The sequence below is a fragment of the Agrobacterium albertimagni AOL15 genome (assembly GCF_000300855.1).
GTDB classification, from domain to species: Bacteria; Pseudomonadota; Alphaproteobacteria; order Rhizobiales; family Rhizobiaceae; genus Allorhizobium; species Allorhizobium albertimagni.
Genome location: NZ_ALJF01000002.1, coordinates 473,922 through 495,478, shown reverse-complemented (window position 1 = coordinate 495,478; position 21,557 = coordinate 473,922). Strand labels below are relative to the sequence as shown.

Genomic DNA, 21,557 nt, shown 5'->3' with positions numbered 1-21,557 from the left:
ATAGCCAAATTCGACGATCACATTCCCCTCTACCGCCTGTCCGAGATGTACGACCGGTTGGGGATAGACATCTCCCGGTCCGTGATGGCCGACTGGGTCGGCCGCGTATCTGCTTTACTGACACCACTCGTCTTGTTGATCCGGGCCCATATTGCAGCACTCGACCGAATACATACGGACGATACCCCGGTCGATGTTCTCGACCCCGGACGGGGCAAGACAAAAACCGGCAGGGTCTGGGTCTACGTCTTCGGCGGCAGTGGCTATCAATCCGCCACTCCCGCAGCCATCGCCTATTACTATAGCCCTGACCGCAAGGGGGCGCATCCGGCTGACCACCTGGCAAGCTTCAGCGGCGTCATGCATGCCGACGGTTATGGGGGCTACAAAAACCCTATGGCAACCAGATCGTTGAGGCCGCTTGCATGGCGCATGTGCGCCGCAAGTTCCATGATGTGATCAAACTGAAGCCGTCACCGATCGCGGAAGAAGCGCTGTCGCGCATCGGCGCACTCTACGATATCGAGAGCCGTATCTGCGGCATGTCGGCTGACGAGCGGCGTACCCTGCGCCAACACCATGCCCGGCCCGTTCTGGACGAGCTCAAGGCCTGGATTGAAGCCACGCTTTCTACGCTGCCACAGAAGCAGAAGCTGGCCGAGGCGATGCGATATGCCCTCTCTCGATGGGTTGCCTTGAGCGTCTACATCGATGATGGCCGTGTCGAAATCGACACGGATGTTGTTGAACAGCCCCTTTCTCAACCTTTTTGTGGTTTAGGTGGCCTATCTCTCCAGGCTTCGACCATGGCCGCGTAAGCTGCCTCCGCCTGTGCAACGAGCTCCATCTCTCGATGGCGGATTTCCTTGATCCAGTAATCGCGGGCGGGACCAGCGGGCCCATGTGCTTTGGGAGCGCCGGCACGAAGTTCAAGCTTGCGCATCTTCATGGCGACAAAGGCGGGCCGAGCCCATCTGTAGGGAGCCTCCTTGGTCAGCAACTGCCAGATCAGATTTGCGATCTTGCGCGCCGTGGCGACCGCCGCGACGTTGAGGCCTTTGCGGTCCTTGATCCGGAGAAAGAAGGCGCGCAGCGGTCCCGGGACCGAGGCGGCCGACCAGGCAGCTTCAATCAGCATCGTTCTGGCAATTGCGTTTCCCTGTTTCGAGATGCGGCCATGGATTGCGCCGCGATCGCCGGACTGGCGCACCCGTGGGGTCAAGCCGAAGTAGCTCGCAAGCCGGTCGGGCGTCGGGAACCGGGAGATGTCGCCAATGGCGGCTATCACCGCCGTGGCCACCACGGAATTTACTCCGGCGATCGTCATCAGCTTACGCGTGCGAGTGTCGTTAAGCGCAATTCGCGCCATGGCACCATCCAGCTTTTCGAGCTTGCCCTTCAGCCAGTCCAGTTCATCGAGATGGCGGCCGAGGAGATCGCGCTCTGCCTTGGGCAACGGGGCCTTGGAGAGCCAGTCTCTGCCGCCATTTCCGAACAGATGTCCCGAGTATTTCGGCACGAGATTAGCGTGGAGAACGGCCTGAACCCGGCTCTTCACTCGTCGCACTGATCGCACGAGCGCCGCGCGCTCCGACACGAGACGACGCAGATTCAGGGTATCATCATCCGCCGCCCAGACCTCTGGCAAGAAGCCGGCGGCATGAAGCTGCGCCAGAATCCGCGCGTCGACTTTGTCGGTCTTCACGCGCGCGTGGGCGATGGCCTTCACCTGAAGCGGGTTCGCGATCACGACCTTGGCCACGAACGGCGTCAGCAACCTTACGATGGCCGAGGTGTTCCCGGTCGCTTCCAGTATGACTTCGTCATCTTTCTGAAGCGTCTGACCAAAGCCCAACACAGCGTCGTAATCCAGTTCCACCCGGAATTCTTCCATGACCTTGCCCTGGTCAAGAACCGCGACCTGCGCAAAACTTCGATGAACATCCATTCCGATCGACCGCATGTAAAATCCTCCATGTTGTTGATGGGGGAGTGCGCGGGCTGTGCGACATCTACGGATACGCGCTCGCAGCGCAGACGGGATAGTCGCAGGGGCGGCCAGATAACAACGCGAGCTCGCAGCTCAAAGTCAATTCGGCCTGCCCGCTTCTTCGCACTCCGACGCCCCTGTCCCGACACGACAATTCTAACATGACAGGATAGAATCTGCCGAGCGTTCGTGGGGCGCCGATGACAACATGCCCGATAACAACAGCGTCGAGCGCACGATCCGGCCGATTGCCCTCAATCGGAAGAACGCGCTCTTTGCCGGGCACGATGCCGGGGCCGAGAACTGGGCGACAATCGCCTCGCTCATCGAGACCTGCAAGCTCAACGCTGTCGATCCTCAGGCGTATCTGACCGCCACGCTCACCGCCATCGTCAGCGGTCACAAGCAGAACCGGATTGACGAGTTGCTGCCTTGGCGTAAAGGCTCATCGCTACGCTAGCACGGCGGCGGAGCAGATCGTGCCGCGATCTGCCGCCATTGAGGGATGCGATCGCTTTGTGATCGATAACTCTATTGTTCACGACCAAGCTCAAACCGCCGATCGTGCGACGTGATCGCGGGCGACCGACATCGACTTGATGATGGCGTGGACCGCATCGCCAGGCTGAAGATCGAGTTGCTGGACCGCCCGGCGTGTGATGCGGGCGAGGATTTCGTCGTCACCCACCCGGATGTGGACGATCACGCCTGGTCCCGTTCCGGGGGTGATGGCTGAGATCGTCCCGGCCAGAATGTTCTGCGCGGACAGTCCCTCAGGCCTTGCCTTGGCGAGGATGACTTCATGCGCCATGATGCGCACACGAACCTTTGTGCCGGGCAGCCCTTCGATGGTCGGTAGAAACAGCGGCCCCGATGGGGCGTCGAGACAGGTCAGTCCATCCTGCGCATGTTCGACGATTACCGCCGGAAGCATGGCGGCGACCTCTCGGATGCCCATTGCACGCAAGGCATCAGGATCAGCCATCACCTCGGCCGTCGTGCCTTCGCGGATGACACGGCCCTTCTCGATCACCACCATCCGGTCGGCCAATAATTGGGCTTCGTTCATGTCGTGGGTGACGAGGACCACCGGCATTTTGAGGTGCGTGCGCAAGGCAATGATCTCGTCGTAGAGGCGATCGCGTGTGGCACGGTCGACGGCGGAGAAGGGTTCGTCGAGCAGGAGGGCCTGTGGCCGTCGTGCAAGCGCGCGGGCCACCGCGACACGCTGCTGCTGGCCACCGGAAAGCTGCGCGGGCTTGCGCTCGGCGAGGCCCGGCAGGTTGACAAGGGCGAGAAGACGCTCGGCCTCGGCTCGCGGGTTCGTGGCCCCCTGGTCCATCGCCGCCATCACGTTCTGTGCTGCCGTCATATGGGGAAACAGCGCGTAGTTCTGGAAGACGACGCCGACATGCCGCCTGTGCGGTGCAAGGTTTATACCTGCAGCCGTGTCGAGCCAGACGGCACCATCCACCGATACACGCGCCGTCTGAGGCCGCCATAGCCCCGCGATCGTGCGCAACAGCGTAGTCTTGCCAGAGCCCGAGTGACCGACAAGCGCCAGCAGTTCACCGGGTTCAACGCTGAAGGACGCTTCAAGCGGAATGGGCGTGTCCGCCCGTGCCATGACCTCCAGTGTCATCAGGACAATCTCCGACCCACACGCGCCGAAAGCATGTAGGTTGCCGCGATGGTAACCAGCGAGATCGCCACGAGCGTCGCCGACATGATGCCCGCTCCGGCCATGTCGAAGCCCTGCACGCGGTCGTAGATCGCAATGGCAATCGTTTTGGTTTCGCCGGGGATCGAACCGCCCATCATCAGGATGATGCCGAACTCGCCCAGCGTATGGGCGAAGGTCAGCACCATGGCAGTCATCACGCCGGGCCAGGCAAGCGGCAGTTCAACCCGCCAGAGGCTGCGCCATGGCGACATGCCGCAACAGGCCGCCGCCTCGCGGACCTCGACCGGAACCGCCTCGAAGCCACGTTGCGCAGGCTGGATGGCGAAGGAAAGGTTGAAGATCACCGAGGCCAGCAGAAGTCCTTCGAAGGTGAACACGAGCTGATGGCCGAAGGTCGCCTGCCAGAAAGCGCCCACAGGCGAATTTCGACCAAAAGCCACCAGCATATAGAAGCCGAAGACAGTGGGCGGCAGCACCAGAGGCAGCATGACAATGGCTTCCACCACGCCCTTGGCCCGGAACTGGCGGTAGGCCAGGAAGCGCCCGGCCAGAATAGAGACCGGAAGCAGGATCGCCACCGTCCATCCTGCAAGCCGTAACGACAGGAACAGAGCTGTCCAGTCCAAGTCTCAGTCCTCGGTCGGCAGCACGAAGCCGTATTTCTTCATGATCTCACGTGCCCTCGGGGTTTTCAGGAAGGCATAGAATTCCTCGGCGACCGGTCCGGCATTCTTGAGAAGCGCCATGCGTTGTAACAGCGGTTCGTGCCAGTCATGTGGGATCAGAGCAAACTCACCCTTTGAGCGTACCTGTGGTGCCAGCGCCAGTGAATAGGCGATGATGCCACCCTCTGTATTGCCCGATAGCGCGACCTGTGCCGCTTGGCTGACGTTTTCGCCGAGCACGAGACGGGGCTGCACCTTCTCCCAGAGACCACGATGCTTCAGCGCTTCCTCGGCACGTTGACCGTAGGGTGCATGTTCCGGATTAGCGATGGCAAAGCGGGTGATCTCGCCAGCGTCCAGTTTTGCCGCCAGATCGTCCATGGCCTCGTCGGCTTTCAGCACCGAGGCATGGGGTACCATCAGTACGATGCGGCCTTCGGCGTAGAGATCACCTTCGTCCCTGGTGAGGCCGTCCTGATGCAGGTCGGCGATGAACTTCTGATCGGCGGCCATGAACAGTTGGAAAGGTGCGCCTTCGCGGATTTGTGTGGCGAAGTTCCCCGTCGAGCCGAAGGAGAGTTTGACCGCCTTGCCCGTCTCCGCCTTGAAGGCTGCGGCAAGTTCAGTCACGGCGAAGTTGAGGTCGGCGGCGGCGGCGATGACTGGCACGTCAACATCCTGCGCCAAGACATGTGCGGTGGAAAACGTCATCGCCGCACCCAGCCCCAGTGAGAGCAGGATGCGACGTGTCATGGATGTTGCCTGCATGTCTGTCTCCTCCGATGTGTCCACGAAACTATATCGACTGGCCTGCGCCATGCAAGAGGCGGACGTACCCCCAATGTCAGCCTTGCGGAGGGGTGTCGACGATCATGTCATCAAAGGCGGCGAGTTCATCTGTCACGGCGGCAAAGGCCTTGGCCTCGATGGCGCGGTAACGGCTGAGAACTTCTTGACCCAACGGGGTCAGCGTCGCACCGCCATATCCTTTGCCGCCCTTGCTGGTCTCGATCAGCGGCGTCTTGAAGCACTTGTTCATGGTGTCGACCAAATGCCAGGCCTTCTTGTAGCTCATGCCCATCGAGCGCCCGGCCGCCGATATCGACCCCGTCTCGGCAATCGCGGCAAGCAGATCGGCCTTTCCGGGACCAACAGCGATGGACTGGCCCAGCAGCAGGCGAAAGCGGAAGCGGGGATGGGGTTTCGTTTTCGTTGTCATGATTTGGCTTCGCTGGAGAGCAGCTTCAAGCCAACAATTCCTGCGAGGATCAGCACAAAGCAAAGGAGCCGAAGGACGCTACGGTCCTCACCAAGCGCGATCACGCCATAGGCGGCAGTGCCAATCGCACCAATGCCGACCCAGACCGCATAAGCCGTGCCGATCGGGATCGTTCGTGTGGCAAGCGACAGCAGATACATGCTGGCAGCGATGAAGAAGAGACAAAACAGGCTTGGTCCGAGTTTTGTGAAGCCATCGGTCTTCGGCATGGCCACCGCGTAAATGATCTCCGCCGATCCAGCGAGCAGAAGATACATCCAACCCATATGACCCTCGTGAACCTGAAACCGTTACCAGCAGGGCGCTGGTTCTGTTGCTGCGCGAGGAAAGAATAGGGAAATTTTCCGTGGCGGCAATGACGGTATCGGTCCGGCTGTCATCGCACCCAGTGGCGATATCCTCTCACCGAAGTCCGAATTCCATCCGAAGACGTGTGGCGGGAACATCGCTTACTGTGTGCCAATGCGTTAACCGCCAAAAGCTCGCAGCATGGTCCGTGGACACGATAGCATGATACTGCTGGTTCTCGCCGGGTGGCAGTTACTGCATGAATCGACTATTGGCGCCATAGGAGGAGCGGTTAGTATTTAACGCTGCGGAACGCTTACTCACGGCTAACTAATCGCGGACGCGTCCAACCACAAGTGCCACAAGGCGATCGGACCAGGGTCATTGGCAGGCGGCGATATGTGAGCATAGAGGTATGATCTGCCGTGTCGTGTTCGTCCACAATCCCCGAGCGCGGGATCATGGGCAGTAAACCCATCTTCAACAGCATAGGCTGCGGCCTGAGCTGGCGACGCAAGATATGGTGCGAGGCGCGCCGCGAGCGTCGATTCATCGCGGACATAAGCGATCATGAAGGCTTCGCGTCCTCCCCAGCCATACTCCCCATCGAGGAAGCGCCGAACACCTTGGCTGCAATAGAGGGTCTCGCCCTTGACGGCGTCTATGATCTTGGCTTCGGCGATCAACGGGAACCGGCGCGATCGATCTGTCAGGTGAATGGAGAGATCGGGCCGCTTTTCCAAATGCGTTCCATCGAAGCTGAGGCTTTCCTTGCCTCTGACGACGCACGCAACGAGTTGCCGCCACAGCGGTTCTTCGTCAATCATGGTATTGAGACGGGCTTCCAGAAGGGCGGTGAGTTCCGCTTCATCGCCCCCCGCTACCGTGCTTGGCATGTCGAAGCGGATATCCTTGAAGGCTTGCGTCACCCCCTCGGCGAGGATCTGCAGATGAAAATCGTCGATTGCCGCTAGCGGCAGGTCCAGACCGCGCGTCAGCTCCGCTATTTGATCGGGTCGAGGTGCTAAAGCTGAACTCATCCCCGCGCCGGACCTTTCAGCACATTCAGGTGCGACCAGACGATATGCTGCGCAAGGAGGCGTGCTTGGGTCTTGCTCCAATAGCGGCTCTGCGCCAAACGGCCGATAATCAAACTGCCCCCTGGATCTTCGACCAAAAGTTCACTCGCAGCGCTGGCGTCCGCGACGGACAACAATCCCTGCCAATCGGCATCGTCGATAGCATCCACCGTACTCGCATTGGTTCCTAGCTGGATGCCGAGCCACGGTGATGACCCTGAATTGCGAACCGGAGATACGCGGATTTCTGTGTTGAGTCGTTTGGTCCACGGCGCGAGCTCGTCCCGCAAGCGGGCGCAGAAGAAGCCGACTGCGTCGGCGTCTGGGCGAGTTTGGGCGGCGGCCTTATTCTCAGCAAACGGAAGGTTGTAGGCGAGAGTATCGGCGATGGTCTGTAAGTCAGTTGGACCGAGTCCGTACAGATCGGCCACCCATCTATCTACGACGTCCCAGGTCACAGATGTTTGTCGGAGGCCTTCAAAAAGCTCGTCGATATCGCTTAGCCGAGATGCTTTAAATTCGCGAAAATCAGGCAACGGGATGCGATCGAGCGCCGCCTTCTCAACGACCTCACGCTCGAAACCGAATTCTCCGCTCGTCATGAGGGTCAGCCACAGAGCGAACTTGCTGCCCAGAACCAGTGCGAGATAGCGCGAGAACGGCTCGGCATCAGGCATCTCACCTGCGCAGTAGCCGTAGAAGTTCTCGTTGTAAGCAACGGGCCTGTATGAAACTGCCACTCGAATCCGACCGTGCTCGGCTGAGGGGACCTTGTGGACCACGGTGATAGGCGCGGCAAACAGCCTCGGATCCCGCGGATCATGGACGCGCGCGTGCTGGAACGGATCGAGTTGCGCGGAATCGATCACTACGTCATCGAGACTTGCGATCGTGACGTCCGGCAAACCATGGAGGTACCCAGCGTCCGCCCCGGGTAGACCATCGCCGTTTTTGCGAGTCCGGCTGCTGGGTTTGAGTGTCTGGTAACCGCGCCCCGCGCCTGCGAGGCGCCCTCGGCTGGAAACGCCGATGGCCTCGAGCCAAAATGACTCAAGCGTGGGAAGTCCCTTGGCTCGAAGACGCTCAAGCAAACCGACGTCGGCCTTCGAGCCTCGAAACAGCGCCTTAAGCAGTTCGGGGGTCTCAATCATATGCTGGGTCGCGACGATTTCTGCTGACTGTGCGTCTATCCTCATGACTCCCGCAGCATTCAGGTCCGATTCCAACCGGGGGGTGATAAGACGAAATCCAGCGCCGACTGCTGGCCGCTGGTTGGTAGCGAGGAGCAAGCAGAACGGTGCGGTAATCTCTGGCCAGACCTTCGTCTGGCGAAGCTCCACGCCATTGATGACCGATGTCACATCCAGCGCTTGGAAGATCGCTCGCCGTGCGTCGGCCATCCCGTCGCCCTGTTGGAACAGCAGGCGGGCGTGGAGCGCGAACGCGATTTGGCCGCCAGGTTTCGCCCACTCCATCGCCCGCCAGACGAAGGGGAGATCGAGCGCCTCGTTGGGCAAAAGCGGCGCGATTTCAGCCTCCTGACGCTCGCTCGCGATCCGCGTGACGGCCTGGAGGACGAGTGACCAGTCGCGAAGCTTGGTGCCGGTAGCCCAGGGCGGATTGCCGACGACCATGTCGTAGCGACCCTGATGCTCGTCGCTGACCAGCGGGCCGAGGCTGCCGAGCTTGGCGCCGGGCTGGTCGTCTGGTCCGACCAAGAGATGGAGCACATTGCCCCGCAGATCATCGAAGCGCAGCTTATCGACGGGCTGTGGCTCAGGATCTAGTTCGATAGATATGAGATAGAGCGCAAGTGCCGAAAAACGCAGGGCTTCTTCGTTGACGTCGAAGCCCGCGATCTGATCGTACAGGATCTCGCGCAGGCGCTGCGTATCAGGTCGTTTGCCGTCAGCGCGCCACCGCGCCGCCACCAACTCGCGGAACGCGGATAGAAGAAAGATGCCTGCACCTGCTGCCGGGTCGAGGATGCGCGCTGTGGCGCTTGAGCCGTTGCGTTCTAGGGCACGAAACGAGGCGCGCACCAAGAGATCCGCTATCGGTCGCGGAGTGTAGAAGCCGCCCTCCTTGCGCTGCTTCGTCGGCTCGTGGCTGCGAAGGTAGAGCTCATATGCTTGGCTGAGCACCCCGACAGGGATGTGGGCGAAGTCGAGCTGATCCCAACGTTCCGCCCAGCCCAAAAAAAGCTGCCGACCTTGCGCCTTGCGCATGATGTTGCCGAGCACACCATAGGCCGGTGGCGACAGAGTCTGGAAAAGGGCGGCTGACAGCGGCAGCAGATCGCCGTTGAAGGTGTCGTCGAGCCATTGGCAGGTGGCCCGAGCGCTGTGCGGAGTGTCGAACAATGAGGCGGCGACCTGCGGCATGGAAAACGCTTCAGGCAGGAGGTCGCGATCCGCTAGGAAGCGGGCGAAGAGCGCACGACCGACCAGGGAGATTGCGTCGCCATGACCGATTTCGAGAGCGATGAGCTTATCAATCGATTCTGTTAGGAGGTTTAGGACGACGTTGGATATCCACCCACGCTTGGACTGCATCGCCTTCGGCCGGCGGTTGGCGAGGGTGGGAAAAAACGCCCGGCCTGCGGCGGTCGATTCCTCTGTCGCCACTCTCGCCTGCGCGGGGGTCTTGGTGTCCAACGCGATCGCGTAGATCTCAAGGCGGCCCGGTGACACGACTCCGAGATAAGGTGCGTCGCCGCGCATCGCGAGAAGGCGACGAAGTTTGTGGACGTCGTTGGCGCTCTGAACCTCGGCGGCATCGACCAAGAAAACGAGCGGTGCATCCTGCCATTCGTACACGGCTCCGACGATCCGCAGGATCGAGTCTCCCCGCCGACGCGCATTAGTGAGTGTCGCGTAGGGAAGGAGTTCGGCGCTTTCCCTCTCGAGTGAATGCAGAGATCGGGGGTCGGCGCCGAGATCGTCCAACCAGTTCAACCACTGAGTCATGACCGCAGATCCAAGTTGGCCTGACGGTCCCCACCGAAGGAGCCGCGCCGCGTCGCTCCCCGAGGCTGTCGCGTCGGCGCGACCTTGGCAATTGCAGCCCGATAGTCGATCCCATTGGCGGACATTTCGGCGACGAGGACGGTTACCAAGGCAATATGTTGAGGCACATCCCCGCGTCCCGCGTAGTTCGTGATCGAATTGGGGTTCATGCCGATCAGGTCTGCGAAGCTACGCACGCTTAGTCCAGCGCGCTCCAGTTCGGCGAGAAATTCGACGTATGGCAAAGCTTCACTTCCATCTAGGCACACGATTTGATGTGTCATAGCACATAAAACGATGTGTGCAACGTCTTATGAGCACTCTCTGTTGTCAATGAAGCGTGGCGGCGACTGACACAGCTCCTCGCTGTCGGCCACCCTTTGGTTTCCCAAAACGCGACAAATCCGAATCTCTGCTGCAAACGGGAGGTTTGTAATGGAGCAGCCATTTCATTGCGGGCAGACTTTGACGCGAAGCTTAACGACATCTGGCCCGTCAGAGCACGCCTGCGGCTCAGGCGCGTCTTCTTTTTGCTCTCGTCTTGGTCTATCACGGAGCCTCACCTTCGGACGCAGCAAAGCCTTAGCTCAGAGGCTCCTCAGTTTTCCTCTACGCGTTTGAGGGCTTCGCAAATCTCACCCCGGCACCGCCCTCATTTTCCGGGATAAATTCAATCCCTGCATTTTCCAGCGCTGATTGAATGGCATTGAGATTTGCAGCGGTTATCTTCGATGCCGTGTCTTCCGCTTCTGCGCGACGAACAGTAGAGATTCCGACCTTCGCGGCAAGGGCAAGATCTTGTGCGGTCCAACGGATCAATCCACGTGCGGCCCGTATTTGAGCCCCTGTTATCGGCTTCATGTTGTTTGTTTCAGTTTGAATGATTTTGGTTCATGTGATAGTTTGTGGTTCAGTTGCCTTTGCCTGCCGACGGTGCGCGGCATAGATACGGCGGCTGTACTAGGTGCTCGTAACACATAGCACAGCCTGACCGTAACCCAAGTTGATAGGAACTCGGATCATGGCTGATTCCGACAATAGCAGAACTTTGCCTGTCGTCACGCGACGCAGATTGCTTTCCGCGTCCGCGACGTGGCTGGCGGGGCAGGTTGGTGGCGTGGATGTGGGGCTTTATTTCGTTTACGGTCGTACCAACCGTGGCGATCCGGCGCTGATGTTGTGGCAGGAATGGTGGGCGGCGCATCAGCAGGTCGAAAAGCTCTGCCGAAGACAGCAGCGCCTTGAAACCGCTCTGATCGATGCTCTCGGTTTTCCCCACGTCGACATTGCCTTGCCCGATCAGGATTACGTGGTGGCGGCATTCTCCGTGGAGGAAATCGATCGCCGATTTGGCGATGTGCCGGCAGATGCCGAGGCGAAGATGCGTGCGCAAGCGGTTTTGGCAGAGAGGCAGGCCGTCTGGGACACGCTGGACGAGCGGCTGGGATACAGTCGTGCCAAGCAGGCGGAAGACGAAGCCTTTGCGCTGCGGGCGGAACGATTGAATGAGCTGTTTGCGAAGCAGGCTCACTCGGTTGCCGGTGTGGCTGCAAAGTTGCATGCTGTTCTTGCCATGGGAGAAGACAGTCCAGCCGATGAATTCCCGTGGCCGCAGATTCGGGCTGCGATGGCGGACCTGCTCAATATCCGTAGCGGACCTTCGGCTGTGTAGCAGGTCCGCGCTTCGCAAGTATTTTTTCGCTCCTCTACGAGCGTCTACGACCTTGGAAAGAATCGTGTTGCCGGCACGGAATTTGTGCCTTTCTTGATTGTCCCTGTCGCCATCTGCCCGTTTTGCGGATGGCCCAAACGGGGGCATCATGGCCAATCATCGTTACGAAGGGCAGGCTGTATCACGGGGCGCACGAATGCTTCGGACGGCGCTCGGTCCAGCCATCGCCCGCTATCTCGAAGATCCCAGCATCGTTGAAGTGATGCTGAACCCGGACGGGCGTTTGTGGGTCGATCGTCTGAAGGAAGGTCTTGTCGCCACAGCCGATACCGTGTTCCCGGCCGATGGGGAGCGCATCGTGCGGCTGGTCGCCCATCATGTTGGCGCCGAGGTTCACGCCGGCTCACCCCGCGTCTCGGCCGAGCTGCCGGAAACCGGTGAACGCTTCGAGGGATTGCTGCCGCCTGTCGTTGCCGCCGCCACCTTCGCCATCCGCAAACCTGCTGTCGCTGTCTTCGCGCTCTCCGATTATGTCGCCGCCGGCATCATGACCAAGGACCAGGCCGAGGTGCTTCGACTGGCGGTGCAGAAGCGCAAGAACATTCTGGTGGCCGGCGGCACATCCACCGGAAAGACGACCCTCACCAATGCTCTGCTGGCGGAAGTCGCCAAGACGCCCGATCGCGTGGTGCTGATCGAGGATACCCGCGAGTTGCAATGCGCGGCACCGAACCTTGTCGCGCTGCGTACCAAGGATGGGGTTGCCTCACTCTCCGATCTTGTGAAGTCGTCGCTGCGCCTGCGGCCGGACCGCATTCCGATCGGAGAGGTACGCGGGGCGGAAGCGCTCGATCTCCTGAAGGCCTGGGGCACCGGCCATCCCGGCGGTATCGGCACGATCCACGCCAACACGGCGATCGGAGCGCTGCGGCGGCTGGAGCAGCTCGTGCAGGAAGCCGTCGTCACTGTCCCCCGTGCGCTCATCGCCGACACTATCGACATCATCGCCGTTCTGTCCGGCCGCGGTGCCGCCCGCCGACTTGTCGAAATCGCCCTGGTCGATGGGCTCGAGCCCGTCACCGGCGACTATCGCACCGTCAGCGCTCACCTTTCTCCCGCTCACCAACCTATCCGGAAAGGAGACCAGCAATGAATACGTCTGTCTCATCTATGTTTCGTGTTCGCAATCGTCTTGTCCATGCGACGGCGCTCGCGTCAATCGCGCTGCTGATGGCGGCACCCGCTCATGCCTCCGGCTCGTCCATGCCGTGGGAGGAGCCGCTGCAGCAGATCCTGGAATCCATAGAAGGGCCGGTCGCCAAGATCGTGGCGGTGATCATCATCATTGCCACCGGCCTGGCGCTCGCCTTTGGCGACACGTCCGGCGGCTTCCGCAAGCTGATTCAGATCGTCTTCGGTTTGAGTATCGCATTTGCGGCCAGTTCCTTCTTCCTTTCTTTCTTCTCTTTCGGCGGCGGAGCGCTGGTCTGATGGTCGGCGGTTTTCAGCAGGAAGATGAGGTTCGCGGCTTCTACGCCACCGTCCACCGTTCGCTCGCCGAGCCGATCCTGCTCGGTGGCGCTCCCCGTGCAGTGGCCATCGCCAACGGCACGCTCGCGGCTGCCGTCAGCCTTGGCCTTCGCCTCTGGATTGCTGGGCTCGTGATCTGGGCCATCGGCCATTTCGCGGCCGTCTGGGCAGCCAAACGCGATGCGCAGTTCGTCGATGTCGGGCGCAGGCACCTTCGCTATCCGGCGCATATGGGCGTGTGAGGTCTTGCCGATGATGAACCTTGCAGAATACCGCAAACGCTCCTCACAATTGGCTGACTTCCTGCCATGGGCGGCGCTGATCGCACAAGGCGTGGTCTTGAACAAGGACGGGTCGTTCCAGCGCACTGCCAGGTTTCGCGGACCCGATCTCGACAGCGCCACGCCGTCCGAGTTGGTCGGCACCACGGCACGGCTGAACAACGCCTTGCGTCGCCTTGGCTCCGGATGGGCGATCTTCGTTGAAGCCCAGAGGAATTCCGCCACCGACTATCCAGCAAGCCTGTTTCCGGATTCGGCATCCGCGCTTCTCGACATAGAGCGGCGCGAACAATTCGAGGAATCCGGGCTTCTCTACGAGAGCTGCTATTTCTTGACCTTCGTGTGGCTGCCACCCGCCGAAGAAGCCTCGCGTATCGAGAGCTGGCTTTACGAGGGGCGGGAAAAAGGCGGGGTCGATCCGTGGGAGCTGCTAAACAGCTTCGTCGACAGAACGGATCGTATCCTCCATCTCGTGGAAGGCTTCGTTCCGGAAGCCGGATGGCTGGATGATGCAGAGACGCTAACCTATCTGCATTCGACCATTTCCACCAAACGCCATCGTGTCCGTGTTCCAGAAACACCTGTCCACCTGGACGCGCTGCTGGCCGATCAGCCTTTGGCCGGCGGCCTGGAGCCGAGGCTTGGTGATTTCCATCTGCGGACGCTGACGGTGATCGGGTTTCCGACGGTCACTTTTCCCGGCATCCTCGACGATCTCAACCGGCTGGCGTTTCCCTATCGGTGGAGCACCCGGGCGATCATGCTCGACAAGACCGATGCCACCCGGCTGGTGACGAAGATCAGGCGGCAGTGGTTCGCCAAGCGCAAATCCATTGCCGCGATCCTGAAAGAAGTGCTGACCAACGAGCAATCGGTGCTGGTCGATAGCGATGCCGCCAACAAGGCAGCCGATGCCGATGCAGCCCTGCAGGATCTCGGCTCCGATCAGGTTGGCGAAGTCTACGTGACTGCCACGGTGACGGTCTGGGACACCGATCCGGCGATCGCCGACGAGAAACTGCGGCTGACGGAAAAGGTCATTCAGTCACGCGACTTCACGGCGATCGCCGAAAGCGTCAATGCCATCGAGGCATGGCTTGGCAGCATTCCCGGCCAGACCTATGCCAATGTCCGCCAGCCGCCGATCTCGACGCTGAACCTCGCCCACATGATCCCCCTGTCCGCAGTCTGGGCGGGACCGGCGAAGGACGAACATTTCGACGCGCCGCCGCTGTTTTATGCGCGCACCCAGGGATCGACGCCGTTCCGGTTTTCGCTGCATGTCGGCGATGTCGGCCACACCATGGTTGTCGGTCCGACCGGCGCGGGGAAATCCGTGCTGCTGGCGATGATGGCCCTGCAGTTCCGCCGCTATCTCCGCTCCCAAGTCTTTGCCTTCGACTTCGGCGGAAGCATACGCGCCGCAACGCTCGCCATGAATGGCGACTGGCAGGATTTAGGCGGTTCACTCTCCGACGATGCATCGCCTATCGACACCTTGGCACTCCAGCCGCTTGCCGGGATCCATGATACACCGGAACGGGCCTGGGCCGCCGACTGGCTAGTCGATATCCTAATCCGCGAGGGCGTGACCATCACGCCTGATATCAAGGAACATCTCTGGACGGCACTGACGTCCCTGGCTTCCGCGCCCATCGGGGAGCGGACCATCACCGGCCTGACGGTGCTGTTGCAATCCTCAGTGCTCAAGCAGGCTTTGCGGCCTTACTGCATCGGTGGCCCATACGGTCGCCTGCTCGATGCAGAAATGGAATGCCTTGGCGACGCACAGGTGCAGGCCTTCGAGACCGAAGGACTTATCGGCACGGGAGCAGCGCCCGCCGTTCTCTCCTACCTGTTCCACCGCATCGAATCCCGCTTCGACGGACGGCCGAGCCTGCTGATCATCGACGAAGGCTGGCGGGCACTTGATGACGGCGGCTTCGCCCAGAAAATCAAGGAATGGCTGAAGACGCTGCGCAAGAAGAATGTCAGCGTTGTCTTCTCGTCACAGTCGCTCGCCGACATCGAGGCCTCGCCTATCGCGCCCGTCATCGTCGAAAGCTGCCCGACACGCATCTTCCTCGCCAACGAGCGGGCCATAGAGCCGCAGATCACCTCTATCTACGAACGATTTGGGCTCAATGCCCGCCAGATCGAGATCATCGCAAGGGCAACCCCGAAACGGGACTATTACTGCCAGAGCCGCAGAGGAAACCGGCTGTTCGAACTTGGCCTTGGATCTGTAGCGCTGACGCTCTGCGCCGCATCGACCAAAACCGACCATGCGCTGATCGACGCGCTGATCCGCGATGGCGCGCGCCCTTACTTCCTGGAAGCCTGGCTTGAGGCCAACGGCCTGCATTGGGCTGCCGATCTTGTTCCCGACCTTCCCAACGTCATCGACCGATCGGCCGAAATGACGAGCGGTCCGGCCTCCATCCCGCTGTCACCCGAAGAGGAGATTGCCCCATGAAGCATATATCCCTGGGCGTTCGCTGGCGCCGAATCCTTTCAACCGGCGTGCTTGCTGCCACACTGGCATCGTCACCCGCATCGGCGCTGATCGTCTACGATCCGACGAATTACAGCCAGAACCTGCTATCGGCTGCCAGGGCGCTGGAGCAGATCCAGAACCAGATCACATCGCTTCAGAACGAAGCGCAGATGCTGATCAATCAGGCGAAGAACCTCACCAGCCTGCCGACCTCGATGCTCTCGCAGATCGAGGGGAATTTTTCCCAGATGAAAGGCCTGCTCGGGGAAGCGGACCAGCTTGCCTATGACGTCCAGACTATCGAAGAGCAATTCAACGCCACCTATCGTGATTTCGCGGCAGGCGATCGGTCAGCCTCTCAGCTTGCATCCGCCGCGCAACAGCGGTGGCAGCAATCGGTATCCGCTTTCGAGCATTCGCTGAAGGCTGGAGCCGTGGCAATCGACAATATTGAGGGCACGCAACAACAGACCAGCGAACTGGTTGATGCGAGCCAGTCGGCGGTCGGTGTGCTGCAGGCGACCCAGGCGGGCAATCAGCTCTTGGCTGTGCAGGCAAAACAGATCGCCGATCTGACTGCCATGCTCGCCGCTCAGGGCAGGGCCAGTGCGCTGGAACAGGCCAGGGCTGCGGCAGCGCAGGAACAGGCCCGAGAGCAGTTCAGCCGCTTCATGACCGGCTCGGCCTACAGCCCGTCCAGCGTCCGCATGTTCCACGACTGAGGGGCATGCAGACAATGGACCTGAAGATCGCCGCCCGGATACTTGCCGTGTTCGCACTTGGTGCAGGGCTGACCGCCGCAATTGTGGCCCTGCAGGAAGAAGACGCAACCGATGCAAAAGCTCTCAGTATCGGGCGTCCGGGTGGCGGCCCTGTCAACGCCGTGCTCTTGCGCTGCCGCGACCTTGGAGTAGCCGCTGCTGATGACGCTGCCTGTCGGAAGGTCTGGGCGGAGAATCGCCGCCGCTTCTTCGCAACCGATCGGCCGGTCGCGCCGAAAACCGGTGAGGTGCCGTCGCCATGAACAATACCGCTATCATCGATCGTTTTCTCGCGACCTTCACCGCCTACATCGATAGTGGCTTCGGCCTGCTCGGCGGCGAAGTGGCTTTCCTTACCTCGACGCTGATCGTCATCGATATCGTGCTGGCTGGTCTGTTCTGGGCATGGGGCGCGGATGAGGACGTGCTGCAGCGACTGGTGAAGAAGACCCTCTATATCGGTTTCTTTGCCTTCATTATCGGCAACTTCAACCGGCTCGCCGGAATCGTCTTCGAGAGCTTTTCCGGGCTCGGCCTCAAGGCCGGTGGCAACAGCCTCTCAGCTACGGAACTGTTGCAGCCCGGCCGCGTCGCCCAGGTCGGCATTGACGCGGGCAATCCCATCCTCGAGGCCGCCGGCGAGTTGATGGGCTACATCGCCTTCTTCGAGAATTTCGTGCAGATCTTTGTGCTGATGGTCGCCTGGATCATCGTCCTCGTCGCCTTTTTCATTCTCGCCATCCAGATCTTTGTCACGCTGATCGAGTTCAAGCTGACGACGCTCGCAGGCTTCGTCCTGATCCCCTTCGCACTGTTCAATAGAACCTCCTTCCTTGCCGAAAAGGTGCTTGGAAACATCGTCGCCTCCGGCGTCAAGATACTTGTGCTGGCCGTGATCGTCGGCATCGGCTCTGGCCTGTTCGACGAGTTCACATCCGGTTTCTCTGAACAGCCGACCATCACCGAGGCGCTGTCGCTGGTGCTCGGCGCTCTTTCGCTGATGGGCCTTTCAATCTTCGGTCCAGGTATCGCCTCGGGCCTGGTGTCCGGCGCGCCGCAACTCGGCGCGGGTGCTGCCGTCGGGACCGGCCTTGCTGCGGCCGGTATCGGAGCCGCCGGCTATATGGGTGCCAAGGCGGGACTGGGAGCTGCAACAAGTGCTGCCGGCGGAGCGGCAAGGGGAGGGGCCACACTCGCGGGCGGCGCCAGGACCGCCTACGGTCTTGGTGACGCAACCGTGGGATCGACAGGGACTGGCGGTGGAGCTGCCGGCCTTGCCGGTGTCGCAAAAGCAGCCGCAGGTCTCGCCATGTACAAGGGCAGGGCCATGGTCTCCGGCGCATCCCAATCCATGCGCTCCAGCTATCGCTCCGGACAGGCAGGCGCATGGAAGGCGACAGGCGGCAAGAACGAGGTCGGCGTCGGCATGTCAGATGCCGCCAACGATTCCTCCTTTGCCGGTTCGTGGTCCGCAAGTTCCGCTGCCGTGTCCGGCTCCGTCATCTCACCCTCGACGCCGCCCGAGTGGGCACAGCGCATGAAGCGAAGCAGCACCGTCAGTCACGGTGTCAGCACGGCTGCCCATACGGTCCGCTCCGCCGATCACAGCGGCGGCTCCATGTCCGTCTCTCTCAATCAGGATGACCGTTGATGAACATCTTCAGACGACCTTCCGTGCGCTACGCACGCACCCCGGAACCCGAAACCCGCTACCAGAAGGCAGCGCAGGTCTGGGACGAGCGCATAGGCTCCGCTCGCGTGCAGGCGAAAAACTGGCGGCTGATGGCCTTCGGGTCTCTGTTTCTGGCTGGAGGTTTTGCGTCCGCCCTGGTCTGGCAATCGACGCGTGGGACCGTCGTGCCATGGGTGGTGCAGATAGACAAGTTCGGCGAGGCGCAGGCCGTTGCCTCTGCCGTGACCGACTATCGGCCAACCGATCCACAGATCGCATGGCATCTCGCCCGTTTTATCGAGCAGGTTCGCAGCATTCCGGCCGACCCAGTCATCGTGCGACAGAACTGGCTTCGCGCCTACGAATTCACCACTGATCGCGGGGCGATTGCGCTGAACGATTACGCGCGTGCCAATGACCCGTTCACGAAGGTCGGCAAGAACCAGATTGCCGTTGAGATCTCCAGCGTTATCCGGGCATCCCCAGACAGTTTCCGCATCGCCTGGACCGAACGGCAGTTCGAAAACGGCCAGCTTTCCACCACCGAACGCTGGACCGCCATCCTGACCGTCGTGGTCCAGCCGCCGCGCACCACTGACAAGCTGCGCGCCAATCCACTCGGCGTCTACGTCAACGCAATCAACTGGTCGAAGGAGCTTTCGCAATGAAGGGGGCATACAGGAAAAGTGCATCGCTGCTGCTGGCAACGCTAATATCCACATCGGCGCTTGCCGGCTGCGCGAAAAAATACATTCCGCCCGAGATCGATTACGACGATGCGGCGCCCGCTTTGCTGACCGTCGATCCGGTTGGGCCGGTAAAGGTGGTCGAACTGCCCAAACCCCTGCCTTTGCTCGGGCAATTGAAGCCGGTCGAAGGAGAGAAGTCGAAGGCAGAACCTGTCGATCCGAAGGCCCGGATTATGCAGGCCAACGAAGCTGCCCGCATCCAGCCGGTTCGTGACGGCTTCATCAACGCCGTGCAGGTCTATCCTTTCTCCGGCGGCGCGCTCTATCAGGTCTATGCCGCTCCGGGGCAGGTGACCGACATCGCCCTTCAACCTGGTGAGCAGCTTGTTGGCACGGGGCCAGTGGCAGCCGGCGACACCGTGCGCTGGATCATCGGCGATACTGAAAGCGGCACGGCGGCTTCAAAGCAGGTGCATATCCTGGTGAAGCCGACGCGGCCCGATCTTCAGACCAATTTGGTCATCAACACCGACCGGCGTACCTACCATCTGGAACTGCGGTCCACCCCTTCGACCTACATGGCATCGGTCTCATGGCAATATCCGCAGGACCAGTTGATCGCGCTGCGACGGCAGAATGTGAGGGCGGCAGAGACACAAGCCGTTGCAACCGGCATCGATATCTCGAAACTGAACTTCCGGTACCGCATCGAGGGCGATCCAGCACCCTGGCGGCCAATGCGGGCCTTCGATGACGGAGCCAAGGTCTACATCGAATTCCCCTCCGGCATCGGGCAGGGCGAAATGCCGCCACTGTTCGTGATCGGACCGTCCGGTAATTCCGAATTGGTCAACTATCGTGCGCGGCAGAATTACTATGTCGTCGATCGGCTGTTCGCAGCTGCCGAATTGAGGCTTGGCGACAAGGACAGCCAGAAGCGTGTTCGCATCGTCCGCACCGATGGTCGAACAGCTGCGAAGCGGACCGCGCTGTTCTCCTCGGAGCGCAGCCGATGACAGGGTCTGCAAAATCATCAGACATGGGCCTTCAGGCGGAACTGCGGCTGCGGCCCGAGCCGCGGCGCGTTACGCGGCTGTCTCGCAAGGTGCTGATTGGTCTCGGCGGCGTGACCATTATCGCCATTGCGGCGGCACTGTTCTGGGCGCTCGACACCAACCGGCGCGGCAACCAGTCCGCGACGGAGCTCTATAATGTCGACAACACGACACCAGCCGATGGCCTGGCCGGCCTGCCGAGAGATTACACCACCATTCCGAAGCTGGGCCCGGCGCTACCGGGGGACCTCGGCCGTCCCATCCTTCGGGCGCAGGAGGCGGGCAAGCCTATCGTCACACCCAGCATCCAGACACCGCGCGTCGATCCCGAGGAGCAGCGCCGTCTTGCCGAGATCGAGTCCGCCCGTCTGGCAAAGCTGTTCACTGACAGTCGTGGGGAGCGCACGATGGGAGGGCAGACAATCCCTTCGGCAACTACACCCGCTTCTGGCGTCGATCCCGCCACCGGCATGCCGATTCCGTCCGAACCGGCGCCGCTGGACGCCGGGTCCGCGCAGAATATGCAGGACCGCAAGCTTGCTTTCGTCAATGGCGAAACAGATCGGCGCACCGTCAGTGCCGGTCGCGTGCAGGAGAAGTTGTCTCCCTATGTCGTGCAGGCGGGTACTATCATTCCTGCGGCCCTGATTACCGGCATCAAATCCGATCTGCCCGGCCAGATCACCGCGCAGGTGACGGAACATGTCTATGACAGCCCGACCGGCTCGTATCTCCTCATTCCGCAAGGCGCACGCTTGATCGGTCAGTACGACAGCCAGGTCGCGTTCGGGCAGAGCCGTGTGCTGCTCGTCTGGAACCGCCTTATCATGCCGGACGGCTCATCCATCGTGCTGGAGCGTCTGCAGGGCGCGGATACGCAAGGGTTCTCTGGACTCGAGGATGAAGTCGGCTATCACTGGGGACAGTTGTTCAAAGCCGCAGCGCTTTCGACGCTGCTCGGTATCGGCACGGAACTCTCGGCCGATGACGAAAGCGACATCGTCCGCGCAATCCGCGAGAGCGCCCGGGACAGCGCCTCCGACATCGGCCAGCAGATCGTTGGTCGCCAACTCAACATTCAGCCGACTCTGACGATCCGGCCGGGTTTTCCGGTCCGTGTTATCGTCAACCGCGATCTGGTGATGAAACCCTACGGAGCGGAGAAGGAACCGACATGACGAAACTCAGGCTCTCCGCTATTCCCGACGACCGCCCCGTCAAGATTACGGTCGAGCTTCCAACGACAGTGTTCAGGGACTTGCAGGCCTATGCCGCCATACTCGCGCATACAGCTGGACACCTCGATTTACCCCGATTTCCTGCGTTGACGGGGCGATCTGAGCCTACCGCCGCTTTCGGTGATGATATTTGAACTGTCTGTATTGGCATTCCCGCCCCTTGCGGGGC

At 61.0% G+C, this 21,557-nt stretch carries 22 protein-coding genes and 2 pseudogenes; 15 read left to right on the top strand and 9 right to left on the bottom strand.

Going from position 1 to position 21,557, the window contains the following annotated elements:
* A pseudogene (gene tnpC / locus QWE_RS03180) lies at positions 1–758 on the top strand (IS66 family transposase); the annotation flags it as partial.
* A gap of 2 nt (positions 759–760) precedes the next feature.
* Here tnpC and QWE_RS03175 read toward each other — a convergent pair.
* Positions 761–1,948 carry an IS110 family RNA-guided transposase gene (locus QWE_RS03175; protein ID WP_083872825.1) on the bottom strand — a complete coding sequence of 396 codons (1,188 nt, stop codon included), beginning with the start codon at positions 1,946–1,948 and terminating at the stop codon, positions 761–763.
* A 256-nt stretch (positions 1,949–2,204) separates the two neighbouring features.
* On the opposite strand from QWE_RS03175, the pseudogene QWE_RS03170 reads away from it, so the two are divergent.
* Positions 2,205–2,450: pseudogene (locus QWE_RS03170) on the top strand (transposase domain-containing protein); the annotation flags it as partial.
* Positions 2,451–2,540: 90 nt separating this feature from the next.
* Here the strand turns inward: QWE_RS03170 and modC are convergent.
* The 5 genes from modC to QWE_RS03145 all read right to left on the bottom strand — a co-directional run bounded on the left by modC (position 2,541) and on the right by QWE_RS03145 (position 5,884).
* Positions 2,541–3,632, bottom strand: coding sequence for a molybdenum ABC transporter ATP-binding protein (gene modC / locus QWE_RS03165; RefSeq protein WP_006724628.1), 1,092 nt, complete (start codon positions 3,630–3,632; stop codon positions 2,541–2,543).
* The gene (gene modB, locus QWE_RS03160) at positions 3,632–4,300 is read right to left on the bottom strand and encodes a molybdate ABC transporter permease subunit (RefSeq protein ID WP_040299335.1); all 669 of its coding nucleotides are present in this window, start codon (positions 4,298–4,300) and stop codon (positions 3,632–3,634) included. Before modB ends, modC begins: the two co-directional genes overlap by 1 nt.
* Before the next feature lie 3 nt (positions 4,301–4,303).
* On the bottom strand, positions 4,304–5,107 hold the full coding sequence (gene modA / locus QWE_RS03155) for a molybdate ABC transporter substrate-binding protein (protein ID WP_006724626.1): 804 nt from the start codon (positions 5,105–5,107) through the stop codon (positions 4,304–4,306).
* Positions 5,108–5,183: 76 nt separating this feature from the next.
* Positions 5,184–5,558: a winged helix-turn-helix domain-containing protein gene (locus QWE_RS03150; RefSeq protein ID WP_006724625.1), complete on the bottom strand. Its 375-nt coding sequence runs from the start codon at positions 5,556–5,558 to the stop codon at positions 5,184–5,186.
* A complete protein-coding gene (locus QWE_RS03145; RefSeq protein ID WP_006724624.1) occupies positions 5,555–5,884 on the bottom strand; it encodes a DMT family transporter in 330 nt (109 codons plus the stop codon). The genes QWE_RS03150 and QWE_RS03145 overlap by 4 nt, the downstream gene beginning before the upstream one ends.
* A gap of 483 nt (positions 5,885–6,367) precedes the next feature.
* Here QWE_RS03145 and QWE_RS25185 point away from each other — a divergent pair, with 483 nt between their 5' ends.
* The gene (locus QWE_RS25185; protein WP_006724623.1) at positions 6,368–6,880 is read left to right on the top strand and encodes a hypothetical protein; all 513 of its coding nucleotides are present in this window, start codon (positions 6,368–6,370) and stop codon (positions 6,878–6,880) included.
* Between the two features lie 62 nt (positions 6,881–6,942).
* Here QWE_RS25185 and QWE_RS03135 read toward each other — a convergent pair whose 3' ends face one another.
* The 3 genes from QWE_RS03135 to QWE_RS24605 form a co-directional block, all read right to left on the bottom strand.
* Positions 6,943–9,954 carry an HsdM family class I SAM-dependent methyltransferase gene (locus QWE_RS03135; protein WP_006724622.1) on the bottom strand — a complete coding sequence of 1,004 codons (3,012 nt, stop codon included), beginning with the start codon at positions 9,952–9,954 and terminating at the stop codon, positions 6,943–6,945.
* Positions 9,951–10,238 carry a hypothetical protein gene (locus tag QWE_RS03130; protein WP_006724621.1) on the bottom strand — a complete coding sequence of 96 codons (288 nt, stop codon included), beginning with the start codon at positions 10,236–10,238 and terminating at the stop codon, positions 9,951–9,953. The genes QWE_RS03135 and QWE_RS03130 overlap by 4 nt, the downstream gene beginning before the upstream one ends.
* A gap of 364 nt (positions 10,239–10,602) precedes the next feature.
* The gene (locus tag QWE_RS24605) at positions 10,603–10,854 is read right to left on the bottom strand and encodes a helix-turn-helix domain-containing protein (protein WP_006724620.1); all 252 of its coding nucleotides are present in this window, start codon (positions 10,852–10,854) and stop codon (positions 10,603–10,605) included.
* Between the two features lie 160 nt (positions 10,855–11,014).
* On the opposite strand from QWE_RS24605, the gene QWE_RS03120 reads away from it, so the two are divergent.
* The 12 genes from QWE_RS03120 to QWE_RS26010 all read left to right on the top strand — a co-directional run bounded on the left by QWE_RS03120 (position 11,015) and on the right by QWE_RS26010 (position 21,522).
* Positions 11,015–11,665: a hypothetical protein gene (locus QWE_RS03120; RefSeq protein ID WP_006724619.1), complete on the top strand. Its 651-nt coding sequence runs from the start codon at positions 11,015–11,017 to the stop codon at positions 11,663–11,665.
* A 196-nt stretch (positions 11,666–11,861) separates the two neighbouring features.
* A complete protein-coding gene (gene trbB, locus QWE_RS03115) occupies positions 11,862–12,818 on the top strand; it encodes a P-type conjugative transfer ATPase TrbB (protein ID WP_006724618.1) in 957 nt (318 codons plus the stop codon).
* Positions 12,815–13,156, top strand: a complete 342-nt coding sequence (locus QWE_RS03110) for a TrbC/VirB2 family type IV secretion system protein (protein WP_006724617.1) — start codon at positions 12,815–12,817, stop codon at positions 13,154–13,156. The genes trbB and QWE_RS03110 overlap by 4 nt, the downstream gene beginning before the upstream one ends.
* Positions 13,156–13,437 (top strand): VirB3 family type IV secretion system protein, encoded by a 282-nt coding sequence (locus QWE_RS03105; protein WP_006724616.1) that lies wholly within the window; start codon positions 13,156–13,158, stop codon positions 13,435–13,437. The genes QWE_RS03110 and QWE_RS03105 overlap by 1 nt, the downstream gene beginning before the upstream one ends.
* Positions 13,438–13,447: 10 nt before the next feature.
* Positions 13,448–15,952 carry a conjugal transfer protein TrbE gene (gene trbE / locus QWE_RS03100; protein WP_006724615.1) on the top strand — a complete coding sequence of 835 codons (2,505 nt, stop codon included), beginning with the start codon at positions 13,448–13,450 and terminating at the stop codon, positions 15,950–15,952.
* Complete coding sequence (gene trbJ, locus QWE_RS03095; RefSeq protein ID WP_006724614.1) at positions 15,949–16,695, top strand: P-type conjugative transfer protein TrbJ; 747 nt, start codon at positions 15,949–15,951, stop codon at positions 16,693–16,695. Before trbE ends, trbJ begins: the two co-directional genes overlap by 4 nt.
* 14 nt (positions 16,696–16,709) lie before the next feature.
* Positions 16,710–16,997, top strand: coding sequence for a putative entry exclusion protein TrbK-alt (trbK-alt, locus tag QWE_RS03090; protein ID WP_006724613.1), 288 nt, complete (start codon positions 16,710–16,712; stop codon positions 16,995–16,997).
* The gene (trbL, locus tag QWE_RS03085; protein WP_006724612.1) at positions 16,994–18,385 is read left to right on the top strand and encodes a P-type conjugative transfer protein TrbL; all 1,392 of its coding nucleotides are present in this window, start codon (positions 16,994–16,996) and stop codon (positions 18,383–18,385) included. Before trbK-alt ends, trbL begins: the two co-directional genes overlap by 4 nt.
* Positions 18,385–19,074 carry a conjugal transfer protein TrbF gene (gene trbF, locus QWE_RS03080; RefSeq protein ID WP_006724611.1) on the top strand — a complete coding sequence of 230 codons (690 nt, stop codon included), beginning with the start codon at positions 18,385–18,387 and terminating at the stop codon, positions 19,072–19,074. Before trbL ends, trbF begins: the two co-directional genes overlap by 1 nt.
* Complete coding sequence (trbG, locus tag QWE_RS03075; protein ID WP_006724610.1) at positions 19,071–20,111, top strand: P-type conjugative transfer protein TrbG; 1,041 nt, start codon at positions 19,071–19,073, stop codon at positions 20,109–20,111. Before trbF ends, trbG begins: the two co-directional genes overlap by 4 nt.
* Positions 20,112–20,134: 23 nt before the next feature.
* Positions 20,135–21,328 (top strand): TraB/TrbI/VirB10 family type IV secretion system protein, encoded by a 1,194-nt coding sequence (locus QWE_RS03070; RefSeq protein WP_006724609.1) that lies wholly within the window; start codon positions 20,135–20,137, stop codon positions 21,326–21,328.
* Entirely contained in the window at positions 21,325–21,522 is a 198-nt protein-coding gene (locus QWE_RS26010; RefSeq protein WP_006724608.1) for a DUF2274 domain-containing protein, read from the top strand. Before QWE_RS03070 ends, QWE_RS26010 begins: the two co-directional genes overlap by 4 nt.
* Positions 21,523–21,557 lie beyond the last annotated feature (35 nt).

Excerpts from the sequence above, each read along its gene's own strand:
- QWE_RS03175 (WP_083872825.1), bottom strand. The coding sequence starts at position 1,948 with ATGGATGTTCATCGAAGTTTTGCGCAGGTCGCGGTTCTTGACCAGGGC.
- modC (WP_006724628.1), bottom strand. The coding sequence starts at position 3,632 with ATGACACTGGAGGTCATGGCACGGGCGGACACGCCCATTCCGCTTGAA.
- modA (WP_006724626.1), bottom strand. The coding sequence starts at position 5,107 with ATGCAGGCAACATCCATGACACGTCGCATCCTGCTCTCACTGGGGCTG.
- QWE_RS03150 (WP_006724625.1), bottom strand. The coding sequence starts at position 5,558 with ATGACAACGAAAACGAAACCCCATCCCCGCTTCCGCTTTCGCCTGCTG.
- QWE_RS03145 (WP_006724624.1), bottom strand. The coding sequence starts at position 5,884 with ATGGGTTGGATGTATCTTCTGCTCGCTGGATCGGCGGAGATCATTTAC.
- QWE_RS25185 (WP_006724623.1), top strand. The coding sequence starts at position 6,368 with ATGGGCAGTAAACCCATCTTCAACAGCATAGGCTGCGGCCTGAGCTGG.
- QWE_RS03135 (WP_006724622.1), bottom strand. The coding sequence starts at position 9,954 with ATGACTCAGTGGTTGAACTGGTTGGACGATCTCGGCGCCGACCCCCGA.
- QWE_RS24605 (WP_006724620.1), bottom strand. The coding sequence starts at position 10,854 with ATGAAGCCGATAACAGGGGCTCAAATACGGGCCGCACGTGGATTGATC.
- QWE_RS03120 (WP_006724619.1), top strand. The coding sequence starts at position 11,015 with ATGGCTGATTCCGACAATAGCAGAACTTTGCCTGTCGTCACGCGACGC.
- trbB (WP_006724618.1), top strand. The coding sequence starts at position 11,862 with ATGCTTCGGACGGCGCTCGGTCCAGCCATCGCCCGCTATCTCGAAGAT.
- QWE_RS03110 (WP_006724617.1), top strand. The coding sequence starts at position 12,815 with ATGAATACGTCTGTCTCATCTATGTTTCGTGTTCGCAATCGTCTTGTC.
- QWE_RS03105 (WP_006724616.1), top strand. The coding sequence starts at position 13,156 with ATGGTCGGCGGTTTTCAGCAGGAAGATGAGGTTCGCGGCTTCTACGCC.
- trbE (WP_006724615.1), top strand. The coding sequence starts at position 13,448 with ATGATGAACCTTGCAGAATACCGCAAACGCTCCTCACAATTGGCTGAC.
- trbJ (WP_006724614.1), top strand. The coding sequence starts at position 15,949 with ATGAAGCATATATCCCTGGGCGTTCGCTGGCGCCGAATCCTTTCAACC.
- trbK-alt (WP_006724613.1), top strand. The coding sequence starts at position 16,710 with ATGGACCTGAAGATCGCCGCCCGGATACTTGCCGTGTTCGCACTTGGT.
- trbL (WP_006724612.1), top strand. The coding sequence starts at position 16,994 with ATGAACAATACCGCTATCATCGATCGTTTTCTCGCGACCTTCACCGCC.
- trbF (WP_006724611.1), top strand. The coding sequence starts at position 18,385 with ATGAACATCTTCAGACGACCTTCCGTGCGCTACGCACGCACCCCGGAA.
- trbG (WP_006724610.1), top strand. The coding sequence starts at position 19,071 with ATGAAGGGGGCATACAGGAAAAGTGCATCGCTGCTGCTGGCAACGCTA.
- QWE_RS03070 (WP_006724609.1), top strand. The coding sequence starts at position 20,135 with ATGGGCCTTCAGGCGGAACTGCGGCTGCGGCCCGAGCCGCGGCGCGTT.
- QWE_RS26010 (WP_006724608.1), top strand. The coding sequence starts at position 21,325 with ATGACGAAACTCAGGCTCTCCGCTATTCCCGACGACCGCCCCGTCAAG.